The sequence below is a fragment of the Actinomadura citrea genome (genome assembly GCF_013409045.1).
GTDB lineage: Bacteria > Actinomycetota > Actinomycetes > Streptosporangiales > Streptosporangiaceae > Spirillospora > Spirillospora citrea.
On the sequence record NZ_JACCBT010000001.1, the window covers coordinates 8804065 to 8826320 of the forward strand.

The window sequence follows — 22256 nt, forward strand, 5'->3', positions numbered from 1 at the left end:
ACAATGATCGTCGAGTACATCCGCTACCGCATCGAGCCGCAGGACGCGGAGGACTTCGAGGCCGCCTACGCGCGGGCCTCCGTCCCCCTCGCCGCCGCCCCCGAGTGCGTGGACTACGAGCTGTCCAGGTGCGTCGACGAGCCGTCGTCCTACATCCTGCGCATCTGCTGGACGTCGGCCGACGACCACATGCGGGGCTTCCGGGGCGGCGAGCACTTCCCCGCGTTCTTCGCCGAGATCAAGCCGTACGTCCAGCAGATCGAGGAGATGCGGCACTACGAGCGGACGGCGGTGCGCGGCGCCGGTTCGTCCGTCCCGACCATGTACGACTGGGCGGGCGGGAGCGAGGCGTTGGAGCGGCTCACCGAGCACTTCTACACGATCGTCCTCAAGGACGACCTGCTGCGCCCCCTCTTCGAGCACATGTCCCCGGACCACCCGAAGTGGGTCGCGGCGTGGCTCGGCGAGGTCTTCCGCGGGCCCGCGCGCTACAGCCGCGAGCGCGGCGGCTACCACCACATGGTGAGCCACCACCTCGGCAAGTCCATCACCGAGGCGCAGCGCCGCCGCTGGGTCTCGCTCCTCATGGACGCGGCGGACGAGGTCGGCCTCCCGGACGACCCGGAGTTCCGCGCCGCGTTCGCGTCCTACCTCGAGTGGGGCACCCGCATCGCCCTCGCCAACTCCCAGCCGGGCGCCGAGCCGCCCCTCGAAGCCCCCATGCCCCACTGGGGCTGGGGCGTCGCCCCGCCCTACGTCCCCGCCGACTAGCATCCAGGGCGCTGATCCTCACGCACGGCCTGGGAGGTACCGCACCATGGCGGACCGGGACGACGTCGCCCTCGACGACCCCGTGGGCGAGTCGCTTCGCGGTCACCACGCGCACCTTGCCCGCCGGGTCGGCCGGGCCGCCACCTACCGGCCGGAGGTCTCCACCTTCTCGACGGTGTCCGCCGACCCGGGCCCGGCGGAGTGGGCCGACCTCGCCCGGCTGCTCGGCCGAGGCGAACTCGCCGACATGTTCAGCAGTCCGGCGGCCCCGCCGCCGGACTGGGAGCCGGTCTTCGTTCTCGAAGGCCTCCAGATGGTCTGGTCCGGGAGCGGCGAAAGCGAGACCGGCGTGGTGGAACTGGGCGCGGACAGCGTTCCCGAGATGCTCGACCTCGTCGCACGGACCCGACCGGGGCCGTTCTGGCCGCGCACCCGCGAACTCGGCGCCTATGTCGGCATCCGCGACGAAGGCGCACTGGTGGCGATGGCGGGCGAACGGCTCCGGCCTCCGGGATGGACGGAGATCAGCACCGTCTGCACCGCCCCCGAGGCGCGCGGGCGCGGCCACGCCGCACGCCTGATCCGCGCGCTCGCGACGCGCATCGCGGCCCGGAACGAGCGTCCCTTCCTGCACGTGGCCGAGACGAACACCCCGGCGATCGCGCTCTACGAACGGCTCGGCTTCAAGACCCGGGGGCACGTGACGTTCCGCGGCTTCCGGGTTCCTTGACCGCCGCGGGCACCATCACCGCCGCGGACGCTCGGGCCCGTCGCGACAGGCAGAGGCCGGTCGCACTAGGTGGGCCGGTCGTAGTACGCTCTGCGGCGTTCCTGCGACAGGGGAGGTTGATGAATATGGCCCGCGTGGCGCTTCTTCAGCACGCCCTTGTCCGGGCCGCCCGCGGTTGAGCGCGGCCCGGTCGTCCAGAATGACCAGGAGCCAGACTTGTCTTCTTCCGACCTGACCACACCAGGCCTGCCCGACTCAGACCCGGCCAACGCCGACCTGACCCACGCGGACCTGACCACGGACCGTCTCGTCCTGCGGCCGTGGACGCCCGGCGAGATCTCCGTCGTCGTGTCCGGCGGCAGGCTCGCCCATTGGGCGGACGACTTCCCCGCCGAAGGCGACCTCGCCATCGCCGGCTTCATCGCCGAACACCCGTCCGCGTTCGGCGAGCACGGCCAGCGCCAGATCATCGAACGGTCCACCGGCCTGGTGGTCGGCGCCGTCGGCCTGTTCTGGCCGCCCGCCGACGGGGCCGTCGAGTTCGGTTACGGCATCGTCCCGTCCCGCCGGCGCCGCGGGTACGCCACCGAGGCCGCCCGCGCGATCGTGGCGTTCGCCCTGACCGCGCCCGGCGTGGACAAGGTCGTCGCGACCGTGGAACCGTCCAACCCCGCGTCGGCCCGCGTCCTGGTGAACGCCGGCCTCCGCCAGGTCGGCACGGGCGAGGAGCTCATCACCTACAGCACCGCCTGACGGCGGGGCCGAGCGTCGTGCCGCCCTTCACCTCGGGTGAAGGGCGGCACGTCCGTTCTCCGGTCCGGTCAGCCGAACTGGCCGGCCTGGTAGGCGCCGGCGGGCTGCCGGGTGATGACGTTCATGCGGTTCCAGGCGTTGATGAGGGCGATGAGCGACACCAGGGCCGCGAGCTCCTCCTCGTCGTAGTGCTTGGCCGCGGTCCCCCAGACCTCGTCGGAAACGCCGGTGCCGTCGGCGAGGCGGGTCCCCTGCTCGGCCAGCTCCAGGGCGGCGCGCTCGGCGTCGGTGAAGACGGTCGCCTCCCGCCAGGCGGAGACCAGGTTGAGGCGCACCGACGTCTCTCCCGCGTGCGCGGCTTCCTTGCTGTGCATGTCGACACAGAATCCGCAGCCGTTGATCTGGCTGGCCCGCAGCTCCACCAGGTGCACCGTCGTGGACGGCAGCGTCGATCCGGAAACGGCCTTGGCCGCCGACTGCATGTACTTCATGAACTTGCCGGCGGTGGCGGTGCCGTAGTAGTTGAAACGGGCGTCCATGGTGATCTCCCTTGCCGTGTGGAGGGTTGCACCAGGTTGACGGGGCGGACGCGCGGGTTGTGACACCCCGGAAAGTGACCCCCCTCACCTCGGCGACCCGGGCGGGCGGCGGGCGGGAGGCTGGGAACATGGGGGGCATGGCGAGGGCGATCGAGGAGCCGCGGAACGCGCGGAGCCGGCGTTCCCGGACGGCGCTGCTGAGTGCCGCGCGCGAGCTCGTCGAGGAGCACGGGATGGCGGCGACGACAATGGCGGCCGTCGCCGAGCGTGCCGGGGTGTCGCGGCGGGCCGTCTACCTCCACTTCGCGTCGCGGGCCGACCTCATCAATGAGCTGTTCGACCACGTCAACGAGGTCGAGGACCTGCGGGGGCGGTTCGCGCCGGTCAGCGAGGCGCCGGACGCGGTGGTCGCGCTGGAGGTGTTCGCGCGCCGGCACGCCGAGTTCATGCCGCGCGTCCTCGCCGTGGCGCGGGCGGTGGAGCGGGAGGCGGGCAGCGACCCGGACGCGGCCCGGCACTGGGAGGCCGCCATGCGCCGGCGGTACGAGACGAACCGCGCACTGATCCTGCGGCTGCACGAGGAGGGCGTGCTCGCCCCCGGCTGGACGGTCGACACCGCCACCGACATGCTCCTCGCGCTCATCGCCAACGAGGTGAGCGGCACGCTGCTCGACGACCGCGGCTGGACCCCCGGCCAAATCGGTGACCACATGGCGCTCTTGCTGCGCTCAACCTTCGTAACGGGCGGGTAAGACCACCCCCACTACCCCCGTTCGGGGGTGGCGTGGGTCACCCGGATGGCCAACCATCCATCTGACCGGGTGTCCGTGCGGCTACGAGGGAGAAGACCATGCCCGCAGTCGAGTTCCGCGCGGCGCGCGACTTCCTGCTCGCGCATCGCGACGACTACGCGACGGCGTACGAGAAGTTCCGCTGGCCGGTGCTGACCGGTTTCAACTGGGCGCTGGACTGGTTCGACAAGATCGCCGAGGGGAACGACTCGCCCGCGCTGTGGATCGTCGAGGAGGACGGCGCCGAGGCCAGGTACTCGTTCTCGCAGCTGGCGCGGCGGTCGAACCAGGTCGCGAACATGCTCCGGCGGGCGGGGGTGCGGCGCGGCGACCGGATCATCCTGATGCTCGGCAACCAGGTGGAGCTGTGGGAGACCGTGCTCGCGGCGATGAAGCTCGGCGCGATCATGATCCCGTGCACGCCGCTGCTCGGCACGGCCGACCTCCAGGACCGGCTGACGCGCGGGAAGGCCCGGCACGTGGTGACCGCCTCGTCCGAGGCCGGGAAGTTCGACGGCGTCGAGGGCGAGTACACCAGGATCGCCGTGGGCGAGCCGGTGGAGGGCTGGCTGCCGTACGCCGACGCCTACGAGGAGGGCGAGTCCTTCACCCCCTACGGGCTGACGATGTCGCGGGACACGCTGCTGCTGTACTTCACATCTGGGACGACGGCCAAGCCGAAGCTGGTCGAGCACACCCACGCGTCCTACCCGGCCGGGCACCTGTCGACGATGTACTGGATCGGGCTGCGGCCGGGGGACGTCCACCTGAACATCTCGTCGCCGGGGTGGGCGAAGCACGCGTGGAGCAACATCTTCGCGCCGTGGGACGCCGAGGCGTGCGTGTTCATCTACAACTACACCCGCTTCGACCCCGACCGGCTCCTCGACACCCTCGAACGCTGCGGCGTGACGAGCTTCTGCGCGCCGCCGACCGTGTGGCGGATGCTGATCCAGGCCGACCTCGGACGGCTCGGCACGCCGCCGCGCGAGGTCGTCGCGGCCGGGGAGCCGCTGAACCCCGAGGTCATCGAGCGGGTGAAGCGGGCCTGGGACCGCACGATCCGGGACGGCTTCGGGCAGACCGAGACGACCGTCCAGATCGCCAACACGCCCGGCCAGCCGGTCAAGCCCGGGTCGATGGGACGTCCCGTGCCCGGCTACGAGGTGGTGCTGATCGACCCGCTGACCGGGGAACCGGGCGAGGAGGGCGAGATCTGCCTCGACCTGGAAGACCGCCCGCTCGGGCTGATGACCGGCTACCACGGCGACGAGGAGCGCACCGAGGAGGCGATGGCCGGCGGCCGCTACCACACCGGCGACATCGGCTCCCGCGACGAGGACGGGTACATCACCTACGTCGGGCGCGCCGACGACGTGTTCAAGGCGTCCGACTACAAGATCTCGCCGTTCGAGCTGGAGAGCGTGCTGATCGAGCACGAGGCGGTGGCCGAGGCCGCGGTCGTGCCGTCGCCCGACCCGGTGCGGCTGGCCGTCCCGAAGGCCTACGTCACGCTCGTGAGCGGCTGGGCGCCGGACGCCGAGACCGCGAAGGCGATCTTCGCGCACTGCCGGGAGCAGCTGTCGCCCTACAAGCGGATCAGGCTGCTGGAGTTCGCCGAGCTGCCGAAGACGATCTCCGGGAAGATCCGCCGCGTCGAGCTGCGGGCCAGCGAGATCGACAAGCATCCCGGGCAGGACGACCGGCCGGCGGGCGAGTTCAGGGAGGAGGACCTGCGATGAACCTCTCCTACGCGTCGGGCGTCTCGGCCACGCCGCTGCTCGGCGACACGATCGGCGCGAACCTCGACAGGACGGTCGCGGCGCACGCGGACCGCGACGCGCTCGTCGAGCGGGCGTCCGGCCGCCGCTGGACCTACGAGCAGTTCTCCGACGACGTGGAGGCCGTCGCGCTCGGCCTCCGCGACCTCGGCGTCGTCAAGGGCGACCGGGTGGGCGTCTGGGCGCCGAACTGCGCCGAGTGGATGCTCGTCCAGTACGCGACGGCCAAGCTCGGGGCGATCCTGGTCAACATCAACCCCGCCTACCGGGTGCACGAACTGGAGTTCGTCCTCAACCAGGCCGGGATCCGGACGCTGGTCGCGGTGCCGGTGTTCAGGACGTCCGACTACGCGGCGATGATCGAGCAGGTCAGGCCCGAGTGCGCCGCGCTGCGCGACGTCGTGCTCATCGGCACCCCCGGCTGGGACGCGCTGCTGGAGGCGGGCCGCACGGGCGAACCGGGCGTCCTCGCCGAGATCGGGCGGATGCTCACCGCCGACGACCCGATCAACATCCAGTACACGTCCGGGACGACCGGGTTCCCCAAGGGCGCGACGCTGTCGCACCACAACATCCTGAACAACGGCTACTTCGTCGGCGAGCTGTGCGGCTACGACGAGGAGGACCGCATCTGCGTGCCGGTGCCCTTCTACCACTGCTTCGGCATGGTCATGGGCAACCTGGCGGCGACGAGCCACGGCGCGTGCGTCGTGATCCCGGCGCCGGCGTTCGACCCGAAGGCGACGCTGGAGGCGGTCGCGGCCGAGCGCTGCACGTCGCTGTACGGGGTGCCGACGATGTTCATCGCGGTCCTGAACGAGCCGTCGCTCACCGGACTCGACCTGTCCGGCCTGCGCACCGGGATCATGGCCGGGTCGCCGTGCCCGGTCGAGGTGATGAAGCAGGTCATCCAGCGGCTCGGGATGAGCGAGGTCGCGATCTGCTACGGCATGACCGAGACGTCGCCGGTGTCCACGCAGACCCGTGCGGGCGACTCGCTGGAACGCCGCGTGTCCACGGTCGGGACCGTCCTGCCGCACCTGGAGATCAAGGTGGTCGATCCGGAGACGGGCGTGACCGTCCCGCGCGGCGTGCCCGGCGAGTTCTGCACGCGCGGCTACTCGGTGATGCTCGGCTACTGGGACGAGCCGGACAAGACGGCCGAGGCCGTCGACACGGCCCGCTGGATGCACACCGGCGACCTCGCGGTGATGGACGCGGAGGGCTACGTCACCATCACCGGCCGGATCAAGGACATGGTGATCCGGGGCGGGGAGAACATCTACCCGCGCGAGATCGAGGAGTTCCTCTACACCCATCCCGACATCGTCGACGCGCAGGTCATCGGCGTCCCGGACGAGAAGTACGGCGAGGAGCTGATGGCCTGGGTGCGGCTGCGCGAGGGCGTGCTCGGCATGACCGCCGGGGAGCTGCGCGCGTTCTGCGAGGGCAGGCTCGCCCACTACAAGATCCCCCGCTACGTGCACGTGGTGGAGGAGTTCCCGATGACGGTCACCGGCAAGATCCGCAAGGTGCAGATGCGCGCCGAGGCCGTGGACATCCTCGGCCTGGAGGACACCGCCGCGCGCTACACCTAGGCCGGGTTTCAAAGTCCCGGCCCACTTCGCTCGCCTGGCGGCTCGCTACGTGACCGGGCCTGGGCGAACGCGGCATCGCTTCGCGATCAGCCCGGTTTCGCTCGCCTCCGGCTTCGCTGCACCGGGCAGGTCACGCGTTCGTGCGCGTGCCCGAGGCCACTTCGAGACAGGCCCTAGGCCCTGCCGCCTCGCGACATGCCCAGGTTCGTCCGCCTTGCCACTTTCGTGGCGGGGGTCGCTCAGGGCATTCTCGGAGCATGGGCGATGACGTGGGGGCCGTCCGGTCGGCGGTGCTGACGCTGCAGCGCACGACCGGCCTGCCCGTGGTGTTCGGGGGCGCCCTCGGCGGCCAGGACCGGTTGTTGATCACCGAGCTGGTCGGCAACACGACCGACTCGCTGAACGGCCTCGCGGTGCGCCAGGGCAACGGGCTCGGCGGCAAGGCGATGGCCATGGGACGTCCCGCGTGGGTCAGCAACTACCCGTGCTCGGCGTCGATCAGCCACGACTACGACAAGCCCGTCGGGCGCGAGGGGCTGCTGTCGATCGTCGCGGTCCCGATCGTCGTGCGGCGGCGCGTCCGCGGCGTCCTGTACGGCGCGCTGAGGGAGCCGCTGTCGCTCGCCGACCGCGTCGTGGGCGCGGCCGTGGAGGCGGCCCGCGACCTGGAGCAGGACCTCGCCGTCCAGGACCGCGCGGACGAGGCGCTGGCGCGGACGCCGCCCGGCACGTCGGCGGGGCGCTGGGAGGAGGTCCGGGCCGTGCACGCCGAGCTGCGCGCCCTCGCCGAGCAGGTCCGCGACCTGCCGACCCGCGACCGGCTGCGGGACGCGTCGCTGCGCCTCGCGGCGGCCGGGCTGGACGAGCCGGCCGGGTCGCCGCGCCCCGTCCTGTCGCCCCGCGAGCTGGACGTCCTGTCGTACGTCGCGATCGGCTGCACCAACGCCGAGGCCGCAGAGCGGCTCGGGCTGCTGCCGGAGACGGTGAAGAGCTACCTGCGGTCGGCGATGCGCAAGCTCGACAGTCACACCCGGTTGGAGGCCGTGACCGCCGCCCGCCGCGCCGGGCTGCTCCCCTGATCCTCGCGCCGCGCCGCCCGGTGCCCCGCCAGCGAGGCGGCGGTGGCGGCGAGCGCCGTCCCGCCGAACCCGAGCATCACGGCGGTGAACGCCGCGCCGTGGCCGCCGGGGACGCCGAGGTACAGGGTCCCGAAGACGGCGACGCCCGCCACGCCCGCGAGCTGGAAGTTCATGTTGACCAGCCCGCTGATGTCAGCGGCGTGCCGGTCCGGGACGTGCGCCGTCAGCCGCGCGAGCTGCGGCGCGAACCCGAGCCCGAGGCCGAGCCCGCCGAACCCGAGCAGGGCGGCGAGCGCCGTCCCGTCCACCCGGGTCAGCCCCGCCGTGACGTACACGGCCGCGAGCATCAGGTAGCCGGCGACCGGCGCGCGGTCGACCACGCGGGCGGGCAGGCGCGGCACGAGCGGCCCGGCGATACCGAACGCGGCGACCCAGGGCACGAGCACCAGGCCCGAGAACCGGGCGCTGTGGCCCAGCCCGTCCTGCAGGTAGAGGGCGAGGACGAACATCATCGCGTAGAAGGTGCCGGTGGCCGCGCCGAGCGCCCCGAGCGTCCACGCCACGACCGGGCGGCCGAGCACGCCCACGGCGAGCAGCGGGGACGCGACGCGACGCTGCCGCCTGACGAACAGGGCGGCCACCGGCACGCAGGCCGCGAGCGACGCCCACGCCCACACCGGCCAGCCCGTCTCGCGGCCGAACAGCAGCGGGACGACCGCCAGCAGCGACGCCGCCGACAGCAGGGCCGCGCCGCCGAGGTCGAGCCGCGCGCGGCCGCCGCCCGGGTCCGCCGGCAGCAGCCGCGCCCCGGCCGCGAGCAGCACGATCCCGGCCGGCACGTTGACCAGGAAGACCGGGCGCCAGCCGAGATCCCACAGGTCGGCCGAGACCAGCACGCCGCCGAGCACCTGGCCCGCGACCGCGCCGCCGGACAGCGCCACCGCGAGCAGGCCCTGCGCCCGTGCCCGCGCCGGGCCGGTGAAGTGGAGCTGGATCCCCGAGAGGACCTGCGGCACCATCAGCGCTCCGGCCGCCCCCTGCGCCAGCCGCGCGGCGACGAGCGCTCCGGTGGACGGGGCCAGGCCGCACGCGAGCGACGCCGCCGTGAACGCGCCGAGCCCGAGCAGGAACATCCGCCGGTGGCCGCGCGCCTGCCCGAGCCGCGCGCCGATCACGAGCAGAACGGCGTAGGCGAGCGTGTACCCGGAGACGACCAGTTCGAGGGCGCCGCCGGACGGCCGCAGATCCTCCCTGATGGCCGGGCCCGCGACGTTGACGACCGCGATGTCGATGTTGACCATGAACTGCCCGGCGAGCAGCACCGCGAGCATGAGGGCGGGCCGCCGGGGGCCGGTGATGGAGGGCATGGGGGACCAACCCCGGCCGCCGCCACCGGGTTGCAGTGGGGCGGGCCGACGGGGTCTTCACGGGCCGGTGAACACCGCGGGGCCGCGCGGTCTTCGTCGGATCGGGCCCGGCGACGGGGTCAGCGGCGTGGGCGTCGTCCAGAACAGATCGGCCCCCGCGGCGCACTGCCTGGTAACGGTCACCGCACGCCGGCTGCGCCGGGCCGTGCTCGCTCGGCCGTCCCGCCTCGTTCCCGGGCAGGGACGTCCGGCCCCCGATTCGCACTGAAGACGGTAACACCTCCGCCGGCACGATCGCGGCCGTCCTCACCTCACCCACGCGCAGCTCACGACCTCCCCTGGGATCACCACCACAGGTCGGGACGACGAGTGCCGCTCGACCGCCGATAGTGGCCCGACCTGCGACGCTGTACTCACGCCCGAAATCGGACCACTCAGGGTGAGCCGATTGTGATCCCATAGCGGCCTCCTACCCGCCCAAAACCCCGATAGCGTAGGACTTGTGGAGGTTGAGGACTCAGGTTGGACATCCCGTCGCAAAGCACTCTGGCTGATGGGGGCCGCCGCCGGTCTCGCCGCGCTCGGCGCGGACGGCGCGCGTCCGCCGCGCTCGGGGGCACCCGCGTGGGCGGCGCCGACCCCCCGCGCGAGGCCGGTCATCCATCCGACCCCGACGCCGACCCCGACCCCGACCCCCCGGCCCGCACCGTGGACGCCGGCGAAGCTCACCGCGCTGGAGACCCCCGTCCGCGAGCTGTCGCAGCTGTCTCCCCCGCCGCCCGCGGAGTCGATCGCCCTCACCATCGACGACGGCCCGAGCCCCCTGTGGACGCCCCGCGTGCTCGACCTGCTGGCCGAGCACGAGATCCACGCGACGTTCTTCGTCATCGGCGAGCAGGTGAAGGAGTTCTCCAAGCTCACCCGCCGCATCACCGACGCCGGCCACCAGATCTGCAACCACACCGAGACGCACCCGATCAGCATCGCGGGCATGTCGAGGAAGCGGGTCCGCAAGGAGATCGTCGAGGCGCACGACCGGATCGCCGACGTGACGGGCGTCGTCCCCCAGTTCTTCCGCTCCCCCGGCGGCGCGTGGTCGAAGACGATCCTGGAACTGGTGGCCGAGCACGCCATGCTGCCGATCGACTGGGCGGTCGATCCGCGCGACTGGGCCCGTCCCGGCGTCGGCCACATCCGCCGCACGCTCCTGAAGGGCAAGGCCGGCAACATCATGCTGTGCCACGACGGGGGCGGCGACCGCTCCCAGACCCTCAAGGCCCTGGACACCGTCATCCCGAAGATGAAGAAGCGCGGCCTGACGTTCGTCGCTCTCTAGAGGTCACCGCAGCCCTGCGAAGAGGTCGTTCTCGGGCAGTTCCGTCTCCACGCGGGAACGGGCGAGGTGGTAGTCCTCGGTCGGCCAGACGGCGCGTTCGACGTCGCGCGGGTGGACCATGAATCCCGCGTTCGGGTCGATCTGGGTGGCGTGCGCCAGCAGCGCCCTGTCCCGAACGGCGAAGTACTCCGCGCAGTGGACGCGGGTGGTGATGTCGAGCTTCGGCGCGGTGTCCGGCCACCCGGCCAGGATCGGGCCGATGCCAGATTCGAGTCCGCGCCCGGTCATCCCGTCGTGCAGCGCCTGGAACCACTCCTTCGAGAAGGCGCCCTGGTAGTAGAGCTTGTCCGGCCGCCACGGCTCGCCCGTCCCCGGATGGCGGGACGGGTCGGCGGACGCGTCGAACGCCTCCGCCGTCACCTCGTGCGTCCTGATGTGGTCCGGATGCGGGTACCCGCCCGTCTCGTCGTAGGTGACGACCACATGGGGACGGAACTCGCGGATCAGCGCCACGAGGGGGCGGGCGGCCTCGGAGAGCGGCGTCCGCGCGAAGCAGCCGTCCGGCAGGGGCTCGCCGGCGGCCGGCAGGCCCGAGTCGACGAAGCCGAGGAACCGCTGCCGGACGCCGAGGATCCCGCACGCCGCCTCCATCTCCGCCCGCCGGATCGCCGGCAGGTCCGCCCGGATCCCGGGCCGGTCCATCGCGGGGTTGAGCACGTCGCCGCGCTCCCCGCCCGTGCAGGTCGCGACCAGGACGTCCGCGCCTTCGGCCGCGTACTTCGCGAGCGTGGCGGCGCCCTTGCTCGACTCGTCGTCCGGGTGCGCGTGGACGCTGAGCAGCCGGAACCTCATCGGTTCTCCTTCCGGGACGGGTAGAAGAGGGCTGGTACGAGGGTCAGGGCGGACAGGGCCACCGCCCACCGGAAGGTGTGGCCGTAAGCGGCGGCGGGAGCGCGGCCGTCCAGGGAGCGTTGCAGGACGACCGCGAGGACCGCGGTGCCCAGGGACCCGCCGACGCGGTTGAGGGTGTTGACCGCCCCGGCGGCGCGCGCGACCTCGTGGCGCCCGACGGCGGCGTAGATCGTCGCCATGCCGGGCGCCATCACGACCCCGAGCCCCGCGCCCCGAACGACCAGCGACGCCACCAGGAGCCAGCCCGCCGGTGAGGAGCCCAGCCGGGTGAAGGCGACCGTGCCGGCGAGGGTCAGCAGGATGCCGGTGAGGATCAGCGGGCGGGGTGCCGTGCGGTCGGCCAGACGGCTCGCGAAGAACGTGGCGGCGGCCGTCCCGAGGGCCTGCGGAGCGAGCAGGAGACCCGCCTCCAGCGCGGACGCGTGCTCGACCTGCTGGTAGTAGAGCGGCAGCAGGAGCATGGAACTGTAGAGCGCGGCGCCCTGCAGGAACGAGTTGGTGGTCGCGACCGCGAAGCCGCGCCGGGCGAAGAGGCGCAGGTCGATCAGAGCCGCCGCGCGGCGGCGCAGGGCATGCGCGACATAGCCGAGCACGAGCACGGCTCCGGCCAGCAGCGGCACCGTGACGCGGGGGGCGCCGAAGCCCTGGTCGCCGGCCGCGGAGAGGCCGTAGACGAGTGCGGCCAGGCCGGGTGACAGGAGCGCCAGGCCGAGGACGTCCAGCCGGTCATCGCCGCTCGTCCCGGGCCGGGGGTCGGAGGGGAGGTGGCGGGCCGCCAGCAGCAGGGTCAGCAGGCCGAGCGGGACGTTGACCAGGAACATCCAGCGCCAGTCGAACCGGTCGACGATCAGCCCGCCGAGGACCGGGCCGAGGACCGGCGCGAACGTCAGCGGCAGGACGGTGATGCCGAGGACGCGGCCGAGGCGGGCGGGCCCGGCGGCCCGGACGACGATCGACTGCCCGATCGGCTGGATCAGGCCGCCGCCGACGCCCTGGAGCACCCGGAACAGGATCAGGCTCCCGGCCGACCACGCGAGGCCGCAGAGGGCGGACCCGGCCGCGAACAGGGCGACGGAGAGCATCCACGTCCTGCGGGCGCCGAACCGGTCGCTCGCCCAGCCCGCCAGCGGCATCACCATCGAGATCGCGAGGAGGTATCCGGCCGACACCCACTGCAGCGTGGCGGGCGGGCTGTGGAAGTCGCGGGCGACCGCGTCCAGGCCGACCGCCACGATCGTCGTGTCGATCAGAGCGAGTACCGGGCCGAGGACCAGGACGAACGACGCCTTCAGCAGCGCCGGGTCCAGTCTCTCGGCCGGTCGCCGCGCCGCGGGGGCGCGGAGGGGTGCGGTCATGGAACATCCTCCAAATAAGTGGAACGAGCCTAAAATTAGACTCAACACACTCACATGGTCAAGACTATTTTTATGTTCGTTCTAACTTTGGAGGCGCGGATCCCCGGGGTGTACTCAGGTACACCCCACGCTCGGGTTGCGGGCACACTGTGTTGCGAGGGCGCCGCCAGAAGACTGGACTCCAGACGGCAAGCGACCCGCGGAGGATCCGGTGAACGGTGGACTGGTGGAAGAGACACGGCTGCAACGGCATGTGAGGGCGCCCTGGCGCGGGCTGACCCTCTGGCTGCTCGGCATCCCCGCGACGCTCGTCGGCGTGTGGTTCATCACGGTCGTCTCGATGATCACGAGCTTCGTCGGGGTGCTGCTGTTCCCGTCCTCGGCGATGCTGCTGCGCAACCAGCTCGACGCGTACCGGGTCCGCATCAACCGGTGGACCGACGTCCGGATCGCGCGGCCCTACCTGCCGGAGCCGGAGCAGGAGCCCGGTCTGCACGGCATGTTCAAGCGGTTCATCGCGCTGATCAGCGACCCGGCCACCTGGCGGGACTACCTGTGGGTCCTGACCGACCCGGTCGTCTCGGTGTTCACCGCGGCGCTGCCCGCCCTGCTGATCCTTTACGGGGTGTGGGGATACGTGCTCGCCGCCTTCGCCGGCGACATGATCGGGCACTACGGCGGCAGCGACTGGTACGCCTACATCCACGTCACCGAGGGGTTCGGCCGCGACACCGGACGGATCGTCTCCACGGTGGCCGTCGCCACCGCCTGCATCGCCCTCGGGTACGTCATCGGCCCGAAGATGCTGACCGCCTACGGGTACTGGGGCCGTGCCCTCCTCGGCCCGACGAGGAAGTCGGAGCTGGCGCTGCGCGTCCAGCACCTCACCGAGACCCGGTCGGACGCCGTGGACGCCTCCGCCGCCGAGCTGCGCCGCATCGAGCGCGATCTGCACGACGGCGCGCAGGCCCGGCTCGTGGCGATGGGGATGAGCCTCGGCGCGATCGAGCACCTGCTCGACCGGGACCCGGAGAAGGCCCGTCTCCTGCTCGCCGAGACCCGCGCGTCGTCGGCGAAGGCGCTGCACGAGCTGCGCGACCTCGTCCGCGGCATCCACCCGCCGGTGCTCGCCGACCGCGGCGTCGGGGACGCGGTCCGGGCCCTCGCGCTGGACCACCCGCTGGACGTCGAGGTGTCCGCCGAGCTGCCGGCGCGGCCCGAGCCGCCGGTCGAGTCCGCCGCCTACTTCGCGGTGTCGGAGATCCTCACCAACGCGGCCAAGCACTCCGGCGCGTCCCGCGTCTGGGTCGACATGCGGTACGAGAACCGCATGCTGCGGATCACCGTCACCGACGACGGCCGCGGCGGCGCGACGCTGGAGGGCGGCTCGGGGCTGCGCGGGATCGAGCGGCGGATCGGTACATTCGACGGCGTCCTCGCCCTCAGCTCGCCCCTGGGCGGCCCGACGATCGTGACCATGGAGCTGCCGTGCGCGTTGTCCTCGCCGAAGATCTCGCCCTCCTGAGGGAGGGCCTCGTCAGCCTCCTGGAGTCGCACGACTTCGAGATCGCGGCGGCCGTCGACAACGGCCCGTCCCTGCTGAAGGCACTGCTCGACCACCGCCCGGACGTGGCGGTGGTCGACGTGCGCCTGCCCCCGTCCTTCACCGACGAGGGGCTCCAGGCGGCGCTGGAGGCGCGGCGGCAGGTCCCCGGGCTGCCCGTCCTGGTGCTGTCGCAGTACGTCGAGCAGCTCTACGCCCGCGAACTGCTCGCCGACGGCACCGGCGCGATCGGCTACCTGCTCAAGGACCGGGTGTTCGACGCGGCGCAGTTCGTGGACGCGGTCCGCCGGGTCGCCGCGGGCGGCACCGCGATGGACCCCGAGGTCATCTCCCGGCTCGTGGCCCGCAACACCCGCGACACCCCGCTCGGCCGCCTCACCCCGCGCGAGACCGAGGTCCTGGAGCTGATGGCGCAGGGACGCTCCAACGCGGCGATCGCGGAGAGGCTCGTGGTCACCGAGCGCGCGGTGACCAAGCACACCGCGAACATCTTCGCCAAGCTCGACCTGTCCGTGACCGGCGACGACAACCGCCGCGTCCTCGCGGTCCTGGCCTACCTCAACCGCTGAGTCGTCCGCCGACGGGCGCGGCGGTGGCGTAGTCTGCCCCGCGAGCAGGCCCGGGGAGGGCGCGATGACGGTGATTCTGGTTCTGCTGTGCCTGGCGATCGCCGGGCGGGAGCTGTGGCTGGCGTTCGAGCGAGGTCGGACGCCGGGCGCGCCCGAGATCGCCGACATCCGCACGCAGCTGCGCGCCCTCAAGGGGACCCGGGACGAGCTGGAGGAGTTCCGCGCGTCCCAGCGCGAGCGGCTCGACCGGCTCACCGCCGACCAGGAGAGCGACCGCGCGGCGTTCGGCGAGGCCGACGCGCGGATCCGGTCCCTCGTCACGCAGATCAACGACCGGCTGGTACCGGACGTGAGCGGTCGGCTGAAGGAGCAGCGGGAGGCGGCCGAGGAGCAGCGCGCGGCCGTGGAGCGGCTGGCAGCCGAGATGGCCGTGCTCCGCGGGCACCTCGTCGGGCGGCTCGACCAGGCCGCCGCCGCGTCCCTCGGCGCCGACCCCGCCGACCTGGTCACCGGGTCCCTCGCCGTCGTGCCGGGCGAGGCGCGCCCGGCGCTGGCCGGCCCCTTCGAGCGGTTCGCCGAGCACCACGGGCTGCGCGTCGAGCTGACCGACGGGGACCGCTACTACCTGTCCGGACGCAGCCCGCGCGGCCTGGAACTCGACTTCATCGACCTCGTGGCCGCGCTGCGCGAGCACTGCGTGGAGTCCACCGGCCCGGCGCGGTCCCTGCTCGGCGCGCTGCGCGACGTCGACCGGGGCGGCGCGCGGATCGGGCCGCTCCTCATGGCGCGGACGCCGGAGTCGCTGGTGTGCGGGGTGCTGCCGCTCGCCGAGCTGCGCCGCCCCGACGCCGCCGGGCTGCTCGGCGACCCCGACGCCGCCGCCCGGCGCCTCCACCGCCTCCCCGAAGGCCGGTTCTGCGACGTGTCCGCCTGGCCCGCCCTCAACGCCTGACCCGCACCACGGGCTTTCACCACGGGGCTCTCACCACGGGGCTCTCACCGCAGAGGGGATCTCCAGGGGAATTCGGGCGCGCGGCGTTCGAGGAACGCGGCGATGCCCTCCGCGACCTCCCCGCTGGCGGCGACCTCCGCGAGCCACCGCTGCGTCTTCTCCTCGACCGGGCCCGCGGCGACGATGGCGTCCACGATGTCCTTGGTCGCCTGCTGGGTGAGCAGGGAACGGGACGCGAGGGTCTCGGTGAACGCGGCGACGCGGTCGTGCAGGCCGCCCTCGGGGACGACCTCGTCCAGCAGCCCGATGCGCAGCGCGTGCGGGGCGTCGACCAGGTCGGCGGAGTAGAGCAGGTACTTCGCGGCCGACGGGCCCACCAGCCGGACGAGCCGCGCCGTCGCGGCGGCCGGGTAGACGATGCCGAGCCTGGCCGGCGTGATCCCGAACCGCGCGCCCTCCGCCGCGAACCGCAGGTCGCAGGCGGCCGCGAGCTGGCAGCCGCCGCCCACGCAGTACCCCTCGATCGCGGCGAGCGTCGGCTTGCCGAACGCGGCGAGCGCCCGCTCGGCGACCGTCGACAGGTGCGAGTCGTCGTCGCGGTGGATGTCGTCCAGCTCGGAGATGTCGGCGCCCGCGCAGAAGTTCCCGCCCGCCCCCGTCAGCACCACGACCCGGACGTCCGGATCGGCGGCGAACCCGTCCAGGATGCCGGGCAGCGCCCGCCACATGTCCGCCGACATGGCGTTCCGCTTGGCCGGCCGGTCGATCGTGACCGTCCCGACGCCTCCGGCCGCCTCGAACCGCAGCCCCTCGCCCATCGTCCTCCCTCGCCCCGCGCAGCGCGGCTCATCGTATTCGCCCGCGGCCCGGCGCCCCGCCACCGGACCGGCCGCCGGAACCTGGAGGCCGCGCCGGTAGTCATATTCATCGTCAGCGTGAACACCGTCAGCATGGAACACCGGGTACGCGGGTCGGGGGACGCCGCGGCACCGGACCGACGCAGGGGGACATCCGCGTGAAAGCCGTCACCGACCTGGGGGAATGCGAAAGCGCCCTCGATTGCTGTACTGTCAAGGCAACGTCCTTGGACTATCACGACTCGCGTCGAGGACGTCTCTTCCCCGCCCGGGCCATCTGAGCGCCCGGTGAGTTTCGGTCCGGCACGCACACGGCGTGCGGGGCCACCGCACAAGGGAGCCGACGTCAGCCCGGTGGACCGAGCTGCATCCTTCGCATTCCTCTCGCGTACGCGCCGCGGGTTCCGCCGCCGTACGCGGACTTCGACCCCGGGCGGCGCCGCCCACCGTGCGCCCGCCTGAGAAGGGACCCGTATGTCCGCCCCCACCCTCGAATCAGAACCGGCAGCAGGCCGCAAGGCCCCCGCACGCGGCGCGCACGCCATGTCCGCGCAGAGCGCCCGCAAGGACGGGCGGCAGCAGCAGCGGCGCCCGGCCGACGACGCGCCGACCGTCCCCTTCCACGGCCTCCTCTCCCTCCAGGACAAGCACGCGTTCGTCCGCACGTCCGGCTACCTCGCCGGCCCGGACGACGTGCACGTCTCCCTCGCCCAGGTCAAGGCGCACCACCTGCGTCCCGGCGACGTGGTCGCCGGCTTCGCCAGGGCGCCCAAGCAGGGCCGGGGCGACGCCCCCTCGCTCGCCCGCGTCGAGACCGTGAACGGCCTCCCGGTGGCGGAGGCGGCGAACCGGCCCGAGTTCGGCGCGCTGACCCCGCTGTTCCCCGACGAGCGGCTCCGCCTGGACACCGGCCCGCTCGCGACCCGCGTCATCGACCTGGTCGCGCCGATCGGCAAGGGGCAGCGCGGCCTCATCGTGTCGCCCCCGAAGGTCGGCAAGACGATGGTGCTGCAGGCCGTCGCGAACGCCATCGCGGAGAACAACCCCGAAGTGCACCTGATGGTCCTGCTCATCGACGAGCGGCCCGAGGAGGTCACCGACCTGCAGCGGACCGTGCGCGGTGAAGTGATCCACTCGACCTTCGACCGTCCCGCGCGCGACCACACCGCGCTCGCCGAGCTCGCCGTGGAGCGGGCCAAGCGCCTCGTCGAGCAGGGCCACGACGTCGTGATGCTGCTCGACTCGATCACCCGGCTCGGCCGCGCCTACAACCTCGCGGCGCCCTCCAGCAGCCGCATCCTCGCCGGCGGCGTCGCGACGACCGCGATCTACCCGCCGAAGAAGTTCTTCGGCGCCGCCCGCAACATCGAGAACGGCGGCTCGCTCACCATCCTCGCCACCGCGCTGGTGGAGACGGGGTCCCGCATGGACGACGTCTTCTTCGAGGAGTACAAGGGCACCGGCAACATGGAGCTGAAGCTCGACCGGGGCCTCGCCGACCGCCGCGTCTTCCCCGCCGTCGACATCGAGGCGTCCGGGACGCGCCGCGACGAGCTGCTGATGTCCCCCGAGGAGCTCGCCCTCTCCTGGCGCCTGCGCCGCGCCCTCCAGGGGCTGGACAAGCAGGCGGCGGTCGAGCAGCTCCTGGAGAAGATGAAGGGCACCTCCTCCAACGCCGAGTTCCTCCTGCGCCTCCAGCAGACGACCTGACCGGCCCCGCGATCCGGCCGGGGCTCAGCCGCCGTTCTCCGGCCTGAACGACTTGAGGATCCTGTCGTAGAGGCGCTGGCCCGGCGTCCACTCCGGGTCGGGCGCGTGGAAGCAGAACTCGTACCCGGCCGCACGGCCGCACAGCACGTGCCGGACGGCCTTGTGGACACCGTCCCGCCAGGTGAACTCCCATTCGGCGGCGCCGTCGACGACCTCGGGCACCGGTTCCAGCCGCAGCCGCTCGTAGCCGGGATAGCGGTGCTCCACCACGGCGTCGCGCTCCTCCGCGCGCAGCCCGGCCAGCGGGTCGCCGGGGACCGGGGCGATGCGCAGCCCCCTTCCGGTGCCGGCGTCCTTCCAGGTCATCACGCCGCCGCGCCGTTCCGCCTGCCAGCCCGCGGGCACCCGCACCGAGTAGGCGCCCGCCTCGTGGTACTTCGCCGTCTTCACCGACACGCCCGCCGCCGGACGCAGCGCGACCGCGTCGCCCTTGCCGATCGACGTCCACCGGGCCGTCCAGGTGCCCGCCCCGGCCGCGAGCGCCGCGAGCAGCGCCACGCTGACCACCGTCCCGGGCCGCATCCGCTGCGACGGAAGCGCCGGGACGCGCCACCCCGCCCGCCGCGAACCGCACGGCGGCTTGCCGGACCGGTCCCCGGGCGGCCTGCCGCCGCGCAGCGTCCACGGGACCCGAGGCCCGCGCGGGACCGGCGCCCTCGGCGCGTCCCGCGACACCCAGGCGCCGCTGAGCGCCCACGGGACGCGGCGCCCGAGGACGGTGCGGTGCGCGGAGAAACGGCGGGGATGCGGCACCGGCGCACGGGTGAAACCCGGTTCGGGGACCGTTCCGATAACCTTTTGCAGCATTTCCGCGGTGGCCTCGGCCGTCAATCGGTCCTCCGGCCGCTGCCGCAGCAGCCCTTCGATGACCGGACCCAGCGGCCCGGCCCGTACTGGGCGCGCATAGTCGCCCAGAAGAACCGCCACCATCGACGCGAGGGCGTGGCAACGCAGGAAAGGCGAAAAGCCCTCGACCGCTGTGTAAAGCGTCGCACCGAGCGACCAGAGGTCGGACGCCTCCACGCTCGGCAGGCCGTCCACCCGTTCCGGCGGGAGGTACGCGGGAGAGCCCTCGATGCCGGCGAGCAGGGTGTCGGCCGGCTGCGGGCCCTTGCCGGTGTGGACGGCCAGGCCGAAGTCGCTGAGCAGGACGCGCCCGTCGTCGCACAGCAGGACGTTGCTGGGCTTGACGTCGCGGTGCAGGATGCCCGCCGCGTGCGACGCGCGGAGCACCGACAGGACCGCCGCGCCGATCTCCGCCGCCCGCCGCACGCCGAGCGGGCCGTCCTCCGTGACCAGCCGGTGCAGGGAGCACGACTCCAGGAACTCCATGACGATCCAGGGGCGGCCGTCCTCGATGATGAGGTCGTGCACGGCGACGACGCCGGGATGGCGCAGGGCGGCGGTCGCGCGGGCCTCGGAGAACAGGCGCCTGCACATCACCCTGCGCTCGCTCTCGGTGATGCGCGGGGGGAGATGGACCTCCTTGACCGCGACGTCCCGATCGAGCATCTCGTCGTACGCCCGCCAGACGGTGCCCATGCCGCCTCTGCCGACGACAGAGAGCAGGCGATACCGGCGCGCGAGCGGTATCAGTCGATCCCCACTCATGCGGCGGTTAATCGCCGGAACGCGCTCAAGGCACGCTCCCTCGGCATCAATTGATTCTTGACTGGTCGCCGCCGAGGAAAAAGCGCCCGGGCGTGGTATAACCCACGCGCGGTGACTTTACCAAGGCTCTACGCGAGCACGCTCCTGGCCCACTTGTAATCGGACTTCCCGACGGCGGTTCGCTGTACCTCATCGACCAGGGTCATCTGCCGCGGAAGCTTGTAGCCCGCGAGCCGTTCGCGGCAGTACTCGGTCAAATCCTCAAGGGTCACGGTCGCGCCGGGACGCGCGGAGACGACGGCGGCCACGCGCTGCCCGAACCGCTCGTCCGGCAGGCCCACGACGACCGCGTCCTCCACGGCGGGGTGGTCCTTGAGCGCGACCTCGACCTCCTCCGGGTACACCTTCTCGCCGCCCGTGTTGATCACCAGGGAGCCGCGGCCGAGCAGCGTGATCGTCCCGTCCTCCTCCAGGCTCGCGAAGTCGCCGGGGACCGACCAGCGCGTCCCGTCGGCGGCGGTGAAGAACGTCGACGCCGTCTTCGCGGGATCGTTGTAGTAGCCGAGCGGGATGTGGCCGCTTCGGGCCAGCCTGCCGATCTCGCCGGGCCGGACGACGTTCAGGTCGTCGTCGAGGACGGTGATGCCGGGCTTCATCATGAACCGGGCCGTCCCCTCCCTGCCTCCGACGGACGGGCCGCACGCGCCGGTCTCCGACGCGCCGTAGTTGTCGAGGAACATGACGTTCGGCAGGTGCCTCTGCAGCGCGGCCTTCGCCCCCTCGGTCAGCGGCGCGCCGCCGGACGCGATCGCCATCAGCGAGGAGGTGTCGTGGTCGCCGGAGGCGAGCGCCTTGGCGACCGGGCGCGCCATGACGTCGCCGACCAGCATCATCACGTTCGCCTGCTCCTCGGCGAGCAGCCGCAGGGCCTGGTCCGCGTCGAACGCGTGGTCCGTGTAGAGGACGACCTTGGCGCCGCTGAACAACCCCATGAACGCGACCCACTGGCCGGCGCCGTGCATGACGGGCGCGCAGTCGAGCACGGCCATCGCGGGCTGGTCGGCGTTGGCGGCCAGCTCGTCGGGGCTGCCGATGGGGTCGCCGAGGACGTTCCCGCCGCCGAGCGCGCCGAAGAAGATGTCCTCGCAGCGCCACTCGACGCCCTTCGGATAGCCGGTCGTGCCGCCCGTGTACATGATGTAGCGGTCGTCGCTGGAGCGTTCGGGGAAGTCGTCGCCGGTGGCGGAGCCCGCCAGCGCCTTCTCGTACTCGACCGCGCCGGGGATCTCGGCCGCGGAGCCGTCCTCCAGCACGACGACGTGCCGCAGCTCCGGCAGCTCGCCGCGGATCTCCTCCACCCTGGCCAGCAGCGAACGCTCCCCGATGAGCGCCACCGAGTCGGAGTCGGCCAGGACGTGGCGCAGCTCGGCGGCGACGTAGCGGAAGTTCACCGGGATCGGCACCGCACGGATCTTGAACGCGCCGAGCATCGCCTCGATCCACTCGGCCCGGTTGTGGGCGAGGATCGCCACGTGCTCGCCCGGCCGCACCCCGGCCTCGGCGAGATGGTGCCCGACCCGGCTCGCCCGCTCGCTGAGCTGCCGGTACGTCCGCCGCTCCCCGCCGGCCACCAGGGCGGGGCGGTCCGGCCCCGCCGCGGCCAGGATCTCGAGCAGGTCGGCCAGGTTGTAGCTTCGCGCCATGCCACGTCCTCGCGTGTCGGGGTGGGGACTGACCCCGATCCTCCATGGGGACCGGCGCCGACTCAATCCTTGTCGACATTCGGTCCAATGAGATGAGTCACATATCACGTGCCTGATCCGGCCACGCCCAAGGTTCTTACACGGCTCTTATCTGGGTACCGGCATGCTTGGCCGTAACGATTGAGTATCAGACGGGGGTAGTGGTGAGCGCAGGTGCG

18 protein-coding genes and 1 pseudogene are annotated in these 22256 nt (G+C 72.6%); 12 read left to right on the forward strand and 7 right to left on the reverse strand.

Annotated features, from left to right (window positions below):
- The first annotated feature begins 3 nt into the window (after window positions 1–3).
- The 3 genes from BJ999_RS40345 (at window position 4) to BJ999_RS40355 (ending at window position 2254) form a co-directional block, all read left to right on the forward strand.
- Entirely contained in the window at window positions 4–771 is a 768-nt protein-coding gene (locus BJ999_RS40345; protein WP_179838094.1) for a group II truncated hemoglobin, read from the forward strand.
- A gap of 46 nt (window positions 772–817) precedes the next feature.
- Window positions 818–1501: a GNAT family N-acetyltransferase gene (locus BJ999_RS40350; protein ID WP_179838095.1), complete on the forward strand. Its 684-nt coding sequence runs from the start codon at window positions 818–820 to the stop codon at window positions 1499–1501.
- A gap of 216 nt (window positions 1502–1717) precedes the next feature.
- Window positions 1718–2254, forward strand: coding sequence for a GNAT family N-acetyltransferase (locus BJ999_RS40355; protein WP_229810035.1), 537 nt, complete (start codon window positions 1718–1720; stop codon window positions 2252–2254).
- Between the two features lie 68 nt (window positions 2255–2322).
- On the opposite strand, the gene BJ999_RS40360 is transcribed toward BJ999_RS40355, so the two are convergent.
- The gene (locus tag BJ999_RS40360) at window positions 2323–2793 is read right to left on the reverse strand and encodes a carboxymuconolactone decarboxylase family protein (RefSeq protein WP_179838096.1); all 471 of its coding nucleotides are present in this window, start codon (window positions 2791–2793) and stop codon (window positions 2323–2325) included.
- A 137-nt stretch (window positions 2794–2930) separates the two neighbouring features.
- On the opposite strand from BJ999_RS40360, the gene BJ999_RS40365 reads away from it, so the two are divergent.
- From BJ999_RS40365 to BJ999_RS40380, 4 genes are all read left to right on the forward strand, one after another.
- Entirely contained in the window at window positions 2931–3545 is a 615-nt protein-coding gene (locus tag BJ999_RS40365; RefSeq protein ID WP_179838097.1) for a TetR/AcrR family transcriptional regulator, read from the forward strand.
- Window positions 3546–3643: 98 nt separating this feature from the next.
- A complete protein-coding gene (locus tag BJ999_RS40370; RefSeq protein ID WP_179838098.1) occupies window positions 3644–5326 on the forward strand; it encodes an AMP-binding protein in 1683 nt (560 codons plus the stop codon).
- Window positions 5323–6963 carry an AMP-binding protein gene (locus BJ999_RS40375; RefSeq protein WP_179838099.1) on the forward strand — a complete coding sequence of 547 codons (1641 nt, stop codon included), beginning with the start codon at window positions 5323–5325 and terminating at the stop codon, window positions 6961–6963. The genes BJ999_RS40370 and BJ999_RS40375 overlap by 4 nt, the downstream gene beginning before the upstream one ends.
- A 257-nt stretch (window positions 6964–7220) precedes the next feature.
- Entirely contained in the window at window positions 7221–8042 is an 822-nt protein-coding gene (locus tag BJ999_RS40380) for a helix-turn-helix transcriptional regulator (protein WP_179838100.1), read from the forward strand.
- Here BJ999_RS40380 and BJ999_RS40385 read toward each other — a convergent pair.
- Window positions 7988–9409: an MFS transporter gene (locus tag BJ999_RS40385; RefSeq protein WP_218935443.1), complete on the reverse strand. Its 1422-nt coding sequence runs from the start codon at window positions 9407–9409 to the stop codon at window positions 7988–7990. The two genes, BJ999_RS40380 and BJ999_RS40385, sit on opposite strands and share 55 nt — an antisense overlap.
- A gap of 553 nt (window positions 9410–9962) precedes the next feature.
- Here BJ999_RS40385 and BJ999_RS40390 point away from each other — a divergent pair.
- On the forward strand, window positions 9963–10745 hold the full coding sequence (locus BJ999_RS40390; RefSeq protein ID WP_179838101.1) for a polysaccharide deacetylase family protein: 783 nt from the start codon (window positions 9963–9965) through the stop codon (window positions 10743–10745).
- Between the two features lie 3 nt (window positions 10746–10748).
- On the opposite strand, the gene mca is transcribed toward BJ999_RS40390, so the two are convergent.
- Both mca and BJ999_RS40400 read right to left on the reverse strand, forming a co-directional pair.
- Window positions 10749–11597, reverse strand: a complete 849-nt coding sequence (gene mca / locus BJ999_RS40395; RefSeq protein ID WP_179838102.1) for a mycothiol conjugate amidase Mca — start codon at window positions 11595–11597, stop codon at window positions 10749–10751.
- Window positions 11594–13012: a DHA2 family efflux MFS transporter permease subunit gene (locus BJ999_RS40400; RefSeq protein WP_179838103.1), complete on the reverse strand. Its 1419-nt coding sequence runs from the start codon at window positions 13010–13012 to the stop codon at window positions 11594–11596. Before BJ999_RS40400 ends, mca begins: the two co-directional genes overlap by 4 nt.
- Before the next feature lie 226 nt (window positions 13013–13238).
- On the opposite strand from BJ999_RS40400, the gene BJ999_RS40405 reads away from it, so the two are divergent.
- From BJ999_RS40405 to BJ999_RS40415, 3 genes are all read left to right on the forward strand, one after another.
- Window positions 13239–14537: a sensor histidine kinase gene (locus BJ999_RS40405; RefSeq protein ID WP_229810036.1), complete on the forward strand. Its 1299-nt coding sequence runs from the start codon at window positions 13239–13241 to the stop codon at window positions 14535–14537.
- Window positions 14501–15145, forward strand: a complete 645-nt coding sequence (locus BJ999_RS40410) for a response regulator (RefSeq protein ID WP_089310572.1) — start codon at window positions 14501–14503, stop codon at window positions 15143–15145. Before BJ999_RS40405 ends, BJ999_RS40410 begins: the two co-directional genes overlap by 37 nt.
- Window positions 15146–15209: 64 nt before the next feature.
- On the forward strand, window positions 15210–16097 hold the full coding sequence (locus BJ999_RS40415) for a hypothetical protein (RefSeq protein ID WP_179838104.1): 888 nt from the start codon (window positions 15210–15212) through the stop codon (window positions 16095–16097).
- A 44-nt stretch (window positions 16098–16141) separates the two neighbouring features.
- Here BJ999_RS40415 and BJ999_RS40420 read toward each other — a convergent pair whose 3' ends face one another.
- A complete protein-coding gene (locus BJ999_RS40420) occupies window positions 16142–16915 on the reverse strand; it encodes an enoyl-CoA hydratase/isomerase family protein (RefSeq protein WP_179838105.1) in 774 nt (257 codons plus the stop codon).
- Window positions 16916–17485: 570 nt separating this feature from the next.
- Here BJ999_RS40420 and rho point away from each other — a divergent pair.
- Window positions 17486–18664, forward strand: a pseudogene (rho, locus tag BJ999_RS40425) (transcription termination factor Rho); the annotation flags it as partial.
- A 24-nt stretch (window positions 18665–18688) separates the two neighbouring features.
- On the opposite strand, the gene BJ999_RS40430 reads toward rho, so the two are convergent.
- Both BJ999_RS40430 and BJ999_RS40435 read right to left on the reverse strand, forming a co-directional pair.
- Entirely contained in the window at window positions 18689–20335 is a 1647-nt protein-coding gene (locus BJ999_RS40430; protein WP_268247761.1) for a serine/threonine-protein kinase, read from the reverse strand.
- Between the two features lie 128 nt (window positions 20336–20463).
- Window positions 20464–22038 carry an acyl-CoA synthetase gene (locus tag BJ999_RS40435; protein ID WP_179838108.1) on the reverse strand — a complete coding sequence of 525 codons (1575 nt, stop codon included), beginning with the start codon at window positions 22036–22038 and terminating at the stop codon, window positions 20464–20466.
- Window positions 22039–22256: the final 218 nt, after the last annotated feature.